This is a genomic window from Streptomyces sp. NPDC002537 (assembly GCF_053594975.1).
In genome coordinates this window covers 175,356-182,511 of record NZ_JBSFWT010000004.1, presented here as the reverse complement: position 1 = coordinate 182,511, position 7,156 = coordinate 175,356, and the positions used below count along the sequence as shown (strand labels likewise).

The following is a 7,156-nucleotide window of genomic DNA, read 5'->3' as shown; positions in this document are numbered from 1 at the left end:
GGACGGGCTGGATTTCCAGCCCGTCCGGCGTTTGAGGACGCGGCCGCAGGCCGCCCCCGCCGCAGGCGGACGACAGCAGGGCAGCGGAGACCTGGAGCACCCGGCAGCGGCACGGCCACCCCGGCGAGGGGAGCGGCCCCGGGAGAAAGTTGACGGCCGTTCACAGCCCGTGGTGGACTGCCGAGGCCAAACGGCGACAGCAGAGGAAGCCGGTGCGAGTCCGGCGCGGTCCCGCCACTGTCACCGGGGAGCGCCTCCCCACCGGAGAGCCACGGCCCGCGAGGGCTGGAAGGCCGGGGCGACGCGGATCCGGGAGCCAGGAGACTCTGGTCGCCGGTCACGTCGAGCCAGGGCGCGGACCCTGAGTGAGGACACATCGCCATGCCCGGCCGCCGACCATCCCGCACCCTCACCACCAGGTACCGCGTGACGGCGGTCTGAGCCGATGCGCGCCGATCATCTCGGTTTCGCGTGCGGTGCCGCCCTCGGCTTCCTCGGTGACCTCGCCCTGGGCGATCCCCGCCGCGGCCATCCCGTGGCCGCGTTCGGGCATGCCGCGCTCGCCGTGGAACAACGGCTGTGGCGCGACCACCGCGGCTACGGCGCCCTGCACACGCTGCTGTGCGCGGGCGGCACCGCGGCCGCCGCCGGACTGCTGGCCCGTACCGTACGCCGCTCCCGTACCGCCGACATCGCCCTGACCGCGGCCACCACGTGGGCCGTGCTCGGCGGCACCTCGCTGGGCCGCGAGGCGCGGGCCATCGGGGGCGCGCTCGCCGCCGGTGACGTGGAGCTCGCCCGGGAGCGGCTGCCCCATCTGTGCGGCCGTGACCCGCAGGCGCTGGACGCGCAGCAGATCGCCCGCGCGGTCGTGGAGTCCGTCGCCGAGAACACGTCCGACGCCGTCGTGGGCGCCCTCGTGTGGGGCGCGCTCGGGGGCGTGCCGGGGCTGGCCGGTTTCCGTGCCGTCAACACACTGGACGCGATGGTCGGCCACAAGTCGCCGCGCTACCGGCGGTTCGGCTGGGCGTCGGCCCGCCTCGACGACGTGGCCGGCTGGCCCGGCGCCCGGCTCACCGCCGCGCTGACGGTGCTGGCCGGGCCCGATCCGCGGGGCGCCTGGCGGGTGGCCCGCCGGGACGCGTCCCGGCACCCGAGCCCCAACGCGGGCCCGGTGGAAGCCGCGTTCGCGGGGGCGCTCGGGGTCCGGCTGGGCGGCACCCTCGCCTACAGGGGCCGCGTCGAGCACCGCCCCGTCCTGGGTGCGGAGAACCGTCCCGTCGCCACGGCCGACATCGAGCGCGCGGTGCGGCTCTCCCGGCGGGTGTCGCTGCTGGCGCTGGGCGTGGCTGTCGCGGGGCGCGGAGTGGGCAGCTTGTTCCGGAGGAACGTGAAGAGGAGTGCTGGTGGCTGAACGGGGTGGGGGCCTGCTGGTCGCGGGGACGACCTCCGACGCGGGCAAGAGCGTGGTGGCCGCCGGGATCTGCCGCTGGCTGGTCCGCAAGGGCGTCAAGGTCGCGCCCTTCAAGGCGCAGAACATGTCGCTCAACTCGTATGTGACGCGCGAGGGCGCCGAGATAGGCCGCGCGCAGGCCATGCAGGCGGCCGCGGCGCGCGTCGAGCCGAGCGCGCTGATGAACCCGGTGCTGCTCAAGCCGGGCGGCGACCGCAGCAGTCAAGTGGTGCTGATGGGCAGGCCGGTGGGCGAGCTCAGCGCACGCGGCTACCACAACGGCCGCCAGGAGCAGTTGTTCGGCACCGTGACGGAGTGCCTGGAGGAGCTGCGGCGCACCCATGACGCGGTGATCTGCGAGGGGGCGGGCAGCCCCGCCGAGATCAACCTGCGGCGTACGGACATCGTGAACATGGGCGTCGCGCGGGCCGCGGGGCTGCCGGTCGTCGTGGTCGGCGACATCGACCGGGGCGGGGTGTTCGCGTCGTTCTTCGGGACGACCGCGCTGCTGTCCCGCGAGGACCAGGCGCACATAGCGGGCTATCTGGTCAACAAGTTCCGGGGCGACGTGTCGCTGCTGGAGCCTGGTCTGGAGATGCTGCGGGGTCTGACGGGACGGCCCACCCTGGGTGTGCTGCCGTTCGCCCACGGCCTCGGCATCGACGAGGAGGACGGCCTGCGGGTGTCGATGCGCGGCGCGGTGCGGGAGTCCGTGGTGGCCCCGCCGCACGGCGCGGACGTGCTGCGCGTCGCGGTCTGCGCGGTGCCCCTGATGTCGAACTTCACGGACGTGGACGCCCTCGCCGCCGAACCGGGCGTCGTCGTGCGGTTCGTGGACCGCGCGGAGGAGCTCGCCGACGCGGACCTGGTCGTGGTGCCGGGCACCCGCGGCACCGTACGGGCGCTGGAGTGGCTGCGCGAGCGCGGGCTCGCGGCGGCGATCGCGCGGCGCGCGGCGGAGGGCCGCCCGGTGCTGGGCATCTGCGGCGGCTTCCAACTGCTGGGCGAGCGCATCGAGGACGAGGTCGAGTCGAAGGCGGGCACCGTCGCGGGGCTGGGCCTGCTGCCGGTGCGGGTGCGGTTCGCGGTGGAGAAGACCCTGGCCCGGCCCGTCGGCGAGGCCCTGGGCGAGCGGGTCGAGGGCTACGAGATCCACCACGGTGTGGCCGAAGTGCTGGGCGGGGACGAGGTGTTCTTGGACGGCTGCCGCTCGGGCGCGGTGTGGGGCACGCACTGGCACGGCTCGCTGGAGAGCGACGGCTTCCGCCGGGCGTTCCTGCGCCGCGTCGCGGAAGCGGCGGGGCGGGCGTTCGTCCCGGCGCCGGACACGTCGTTCGCCGCGCTGCGCGAGGAGCAGCTGGATCGCCTGGGTGATCTCATCGAGGAGCACGCGGACACGGGTGCGCTGCTGCGGCTGATCGAGGACGGGGTGCCCGGCGGTTTGCGATTCGTACCGCCGGGAGCGCCGTGATCCGGAGCAACCCCGCATATGCGGGGACAACAGCAGCGAGTCCACAAGGTGCTCGCCTAAAAGTGGATCACCCCCGCAAGAGCGGGGACACAGCCCCAACATGCCAGTCAGGCCCTCGGGGAACCCACCGCACGAACGCAACGCCACTCGAAGGAGTGATCAACGCATGAGCACCGCTTATCCGTTCACGGCGATCGTCGGGATGGACGACCTGCGGCTGGCGCTTCTCCTCAATGCCGTCTCGCCGGCTGTGGGGGGCGTGCTCGTGCGCGGCGAGAAGGGCACCGCGAAGTCCACGGCGGTGCGTGGCGTCGCCACGCTGATGCCGCACGTCGCTGTCGTCAATGACTGCCGCTTCTCCTGCCACCCGGCCGCCCCGGATTCGGCGTGCCCGGACGGCCCACATGAGGCGGAGGCCGGAAAAGTACGGCCGACCCGCATGGTCGAACTGCCCGTAGGCGCCTCCGAGGACCGGCTCGTCGGTGCGCTCGACATCGAGCGGGCCCTGTCCGAGGGCGTGAAGGCCTTCGAGCCGGGCCTGCTGGCGGACGCGCACCGCGGAGTGCTCTACGTCGACGAGGTCAATCTCCTTCACGACCATTTGGTGGACCTGCTGCTCGACGCGGCGGCGATGGGCGCCTCATACGTCGAACGCGAAGGCGTCTCCGTCCGCCACGCCTCCCGCTTCCTCCTCGTCGGCACCATGAACCCCGAAGAGGGCGAGCTGCGCCCGCAGTTGCTCGACCGCTTCGGTCTGACCGTCGAGGTCGCCGCCTCGCGCGAGACCGACGAGCGCGTCGAGGTCGTACGCCGTCGGCTCGCCTACGACGAGGACCCGGCCGCCTTCGCCGCCAAGTGGGCCGCCGAGGAGGAGTCGTTGCGCGAGCGCATCGCCGCCGCGCGGGCCCTGCTGCCGGGCGTGCGGCTGGGCGACGGCGCGCTGCGCCGGATCGCCGCCGTGTGCGCCGGGTTCGAGGTGGACGGCATGCGCGCCGACATCGTCACCGCGCGTACGGCCACCGCGCTCGCCGCGTGGGCGGGCCGTACGGACGTGGTCACCGAGGACGTACGGCAAGCGGCCCTGCTGGCCCTGCCGCACCGTCGGCGCCGTGCGCCGTTCGACGCCCCCGGCCTCGACGAGGACAAACTCGACGAGATCCTCGGCCGGTTCGAGGACGACGAGCCCGAGCCCGACCCGGAGCCGGAGGGCCCGGACGGCGGGCCCGGGGACGGCGGACCGGGGGACGACGGCCCCGGCGGTGGCGAGCCGCCGCGGGACGCGGACGGGCCCGGCACCCCGGACGTCCCCGCGCAGCGCGAGGACCGGGAGAACTCCCCGGCGCGGCAGGAGAGTTCGGCGCCGGAGGCCCAAGGTGAGGCGGAGGGTCCGTCCGAGGGCGGTGACGCCGCGGCCGTCGCCGCGGCCGACCCGTTCCGCGCGCGGAAGTTCGACGTGCCCGGCCTCGGCGAGGGCGCGGACGGGCGGCGCTCGCGGGCACGTACCGCGCACGGCCGTACGACGGGGGCGCGCCGTCCCCGGGGTGCGCTGGCCAAGCTGCACCTGGCGGCGACCGTGCGGGCGGCGGCGCCGCACCAGCGGGCGCGCGGGCGCGGTGGTCCGGGGCTGGTCGTCCGCCGTGACGATCTGCGGGAGGCGGTGCGCGAGGGGCGCGAGGGCAATCTCGTGCTGTTCGTCGTGGACGCGTCCGGTTCGATGGCGGCGCGCAAGCGGATGGGCGCGGTCAAGGGCGCGGTGCTGTCGCTGCTGCTCGACGCGTACCAGCGCCGGGACAAGATCGGGATGATCACGTTCCGGGGCGCGGGCGCGGAGGTGGCGCTGCCGCCGACGTCGTCGGTGGACGTGGGCGCGGCCCGGCTGGAGCGGCTGCCGACCGGTGGCCGTACGCCGCTGGCGGCGGGGCTGCTGCAGGCGCACGAGGTGCTGCGGGTGGAGCGGCTGCGCGACCCGTCGCGCCGTCCGCTGCTGGTCGTGGTGACCGACGGGCGGGCCACCGGGGGCCCGGAGCCGCTGGCGCGGGCGGCACGGGCCGCGCGGCTGCTGGCGGGCGAGGGCACGGCGTCGGTGGTCGTGGACTGCGAGTCGGGCCCGGTACGGCTCGGGCTCGCGGGCGAGCTGGCCCGCGAGCTGCGCGGCCCGGCGGTCACGCTCGAAGAACTGCGCGCGGACAGCGTCTCCGCGCTCGTACGTACCGTGAGGAACACCAGCTCCAGGAGGGCCGCCTAAATGCCACAGGGACAGCCGACCGTCGTTCCCGACGACGGGCTCACCACGCGTCAGCGCCGCAACCGGCCGCTCGTCTTCGTGCACACCGGGATCGGCAAGGGCAAGTCGACCGCGGCGTTCGGCCTGGCACTGCGCGCCTGGAACCAGGGGTGGCCGGTCGGGGTGTTCCAGTTCGTGAAGTCCGCGAAGTGGAAGGTCGGCGAGGAGCGGGCGCTGAAGGTGCTCGGCGACTCGGGCGAGGGCGGCACGGTCGCCTGGCACAAGATGGGCGAGGGCTGGTCGTGGGTCCAGCGCGACCTCGCCTCCAGCGAGGAGGCGGCGCGCGAGGGCTGGGAGCAGGTCAAGCGGGACCTGGCCGCCGAGACCTACAAGCTGTACGTGCTGGACGAGTTCGCCTACCCCATGCACTGGGGCTGGGTGGACACCGAAGAGGTGGTGTCGGTGCTGCGGGACCGGCCCGGCACCCAGCATGTGGTCATCACCGGCCGCAACGCGACGCAGCAGCTGGTCGACTTCGCCGACCTGGTCACCGACATGTCCAAGGTGAAGCACCCGATGGACACGGGCCAGAAGGGCCAGCGGGGCATCGAGTGGTGAACGTTCCCCGTCTCGTCATCGCCGCGCCCGCCTCGGGCAGCGGCAAGACGACCATCGCCACCGGCCTGATGCGGGCCTTCGCGGACGCCGGGCTCGCGGTGTCGCCGCACAAGGTCGGGCCGGACTACATCGACCCGGGCTACCACGCGCTGGCCACCGGCCGTCCGGGCCGCAACCTGGACGCCTACATGTGCGGGCCGGAGCGGATCGCCCCGCTGTTCCTGCACGGCGCGGCGGGCTGCGACCTCGCCGTGGTCGAGGGGGTGATGGGGCTGTACGACGGCGCGAGCGTAGATTCAGCGCGCGAAGCGCTCCATCAGGGTGGTGGCGGGCGACGGGCGGGAGAGCTGGCGTCGACGGCCCATGTGGCGAAGCTGCTGAAGGCGCCGGTCGTGCTGGTCGTGGACGCGTCGTCGCAGTCGCGTTCGGTGGCGGCGCTGGTGCACGGCTTCGCGTCGTGGGACCCGGAGGTACGGGTCGCGGGCGTGATCCTCAACAAGGTCGGCTCGGACCGCCACGAGCGGTTGCTGCGCGAGGCGTTGGAGGAGTCGGGCGTACCGGTGCTGGGCGCCGTGCGGCGCGTGCGGACGGTCGACACGCCCAGCCGCCACCTGGGCCTGGTCCCGGTCGCGGAACGCCGCCCCGAAGCGGTGGCGGCTGTCGCCGCCCAGGCCGACCAAGTGCGCGCCGGATGCGACCTGGAGGGCCTGCTGACCCTGGCACGCAGCGCGCCGCCGCTGGCGGACTCCGCGTGGTCGCCGGAGTCTTTCCCCAGCCCCGCCGCCCGGCCCGTCGTCGCCCTCGCCGGCGGCCCCGCGTTCACGTTCTCGTACGCCGAGCACATGGAACTGCTCACCGCGGCAGGCGCGGAGGTCGTCGCGTTCGATCCCCTCCGGGACGAGCAACTCCCGGAGGGCACGGCCGGGTTGGTCATCGGCGGCGGTTTCCCCGAGGTGTACGCCCCCGAGCTCTCCGCCAACGAACCGCTCCGCAAGGCGGTCGCCGCCCTGGCGGAACGCGGCGCGCCCGTCGCCGCCGAGTGCGCCGGTCTGCTCTACCTCTCCCGTTCGCTGGACGGCAAGCCGATGTGCGGCGTGCTGCCCGCGGACGCGCGGATGTCGGAGCGGCTCACGCTCGGCTACCGCGAGGCGGTGGCGCTCGCGGACAACCCGCTGGCCCCGGCGGGTTCCCGGGTGCGCGGTCACGAGTTCCACCGCACGGTGCTGGAACCGGGCGCGGGCTCCACGCCCGCGTGGGGGTTCACGCACCCGGAGCGCCGTACGGAGGGCTTCGCGCAGGGCGGCGTCCACGCCTCGTACCTCCACACCCACTGGGCGGGCGCGCCCGGCACCGCGCACCGCTTCGTGGCGGCGCTGTCGCGCCCGTGAGG

At 74.5% G+C, this 7,156-nt stretch carries 5 protein-coding genes and 1 riboswitch; all 5 genes read left to right on the top strand.

Translation table 11 applies throughout. The features are described 5' to 3' along the window. The first annotated feature begins 203 nt into the window (after positions 1-203). Positions 204-326: riboswitch (cobalamin riboswitch) on the top strand. A gap of 119 nt (positions 327-445) precedes the next feature. The 5 genes from ACWD4A_RS03555 to ACWD4A_RS03535 all read left to right on the top strand — a co-directional run bounded on the left by ACWD4A_RS03555 (position 446) and on the right by ACWD4A_RS03535 (position 7,154). After that, positions 446-1,414 (top strand): cobalamin biosynthesis protein, encoded by a 969-nt coding sequence (locus ACWD4A_RS03555; protein WP_451188919.1) that lies wholly within the window; start codon positions 446-448, stop codon positions 1,412-1,414. Next, positions 1,407-2,924 carry a cobyric acid synthase gene (locus tag ACWD4A_RS03550; RefSeq protein WP_451188916.1) on the top strand — a complete coding sequence of 506 codons (1,518 nt, stop codon included), beginning with the start codon at positions 1,407-1,409 and terminating at the stop codon, positions 2,922-2,924. The genes ACWD4A_RS03555 and ACWD4A_RS03550 overlap by 8 nt, the downstream gene beginning before the upstream one ends. Positions 2,925-3,090: 166 nt before the next feature. Continuing rightward, positions 3,091-5,169 (top strand): putative cobaltochelatase, encoded by a 2,079-nt coding sequence (locus ACWD4A_RS03545; protein ID WP_451188914.1) that lies wholly within the window; start codon positions 3,091-3,093, stop codon positions 5,167-5,169. Further along, the gene (gene cobO, locus ACWD4A_RS03540) at positions 5,170-5,766 is read left to right on the top strand and encodes a cob(I)yrinic acid a,c-diamide adenosyltransferase (RefSeq protein ID WP_451188911.1); all 597 of its coding nucleotides are present in this window, start codon (positions 5,170-5,172) and stop codon (positions 5,764-5,766) included. Next, positions 5,763-7,154: a cobyrinate a,c-diamide synthase gene (locus tag ACWD4A_RS03535; RefSeq protein ID WP_451188908.1), complete on the top strand. Its 1,392-nt coding sequence runs from the start codon at positions 5,763-5,765 to the stop codon at positions 7,152-7,154. Before cobO ends, ACWD4A_RS03535 begins: the two co-directional genes overlap by 4 nt. Positions 7,155-7,156: the final 2 nt, after the last annotated feature.

What these genes read in the sequence shown, in the direction of transcription:
- ACWD4A_RS03555 (WP_451188919.1), top strand. Translation starts at nt 446, where the DNA reads ATGCGCGCCGATCATCTCGGTTTCGCGTGCGGTGCCGCCCTCGGCTTC.
- ACWD4A_RS03545 (WP_451188914.1), top strand. Translation starts at nt 3,091, where the DNA reads ATGAGCACCGCTTATCCGTTCACGGCGATCGTCGGGATGGACGACCTG.
- cobO (WP_451188911.1), top strand. Translation starts at nt 5,170, where the DNA reads ATGCCACAGGGACAGCCGACCGTCGTTCCCGACGACGGGCTCACCACG.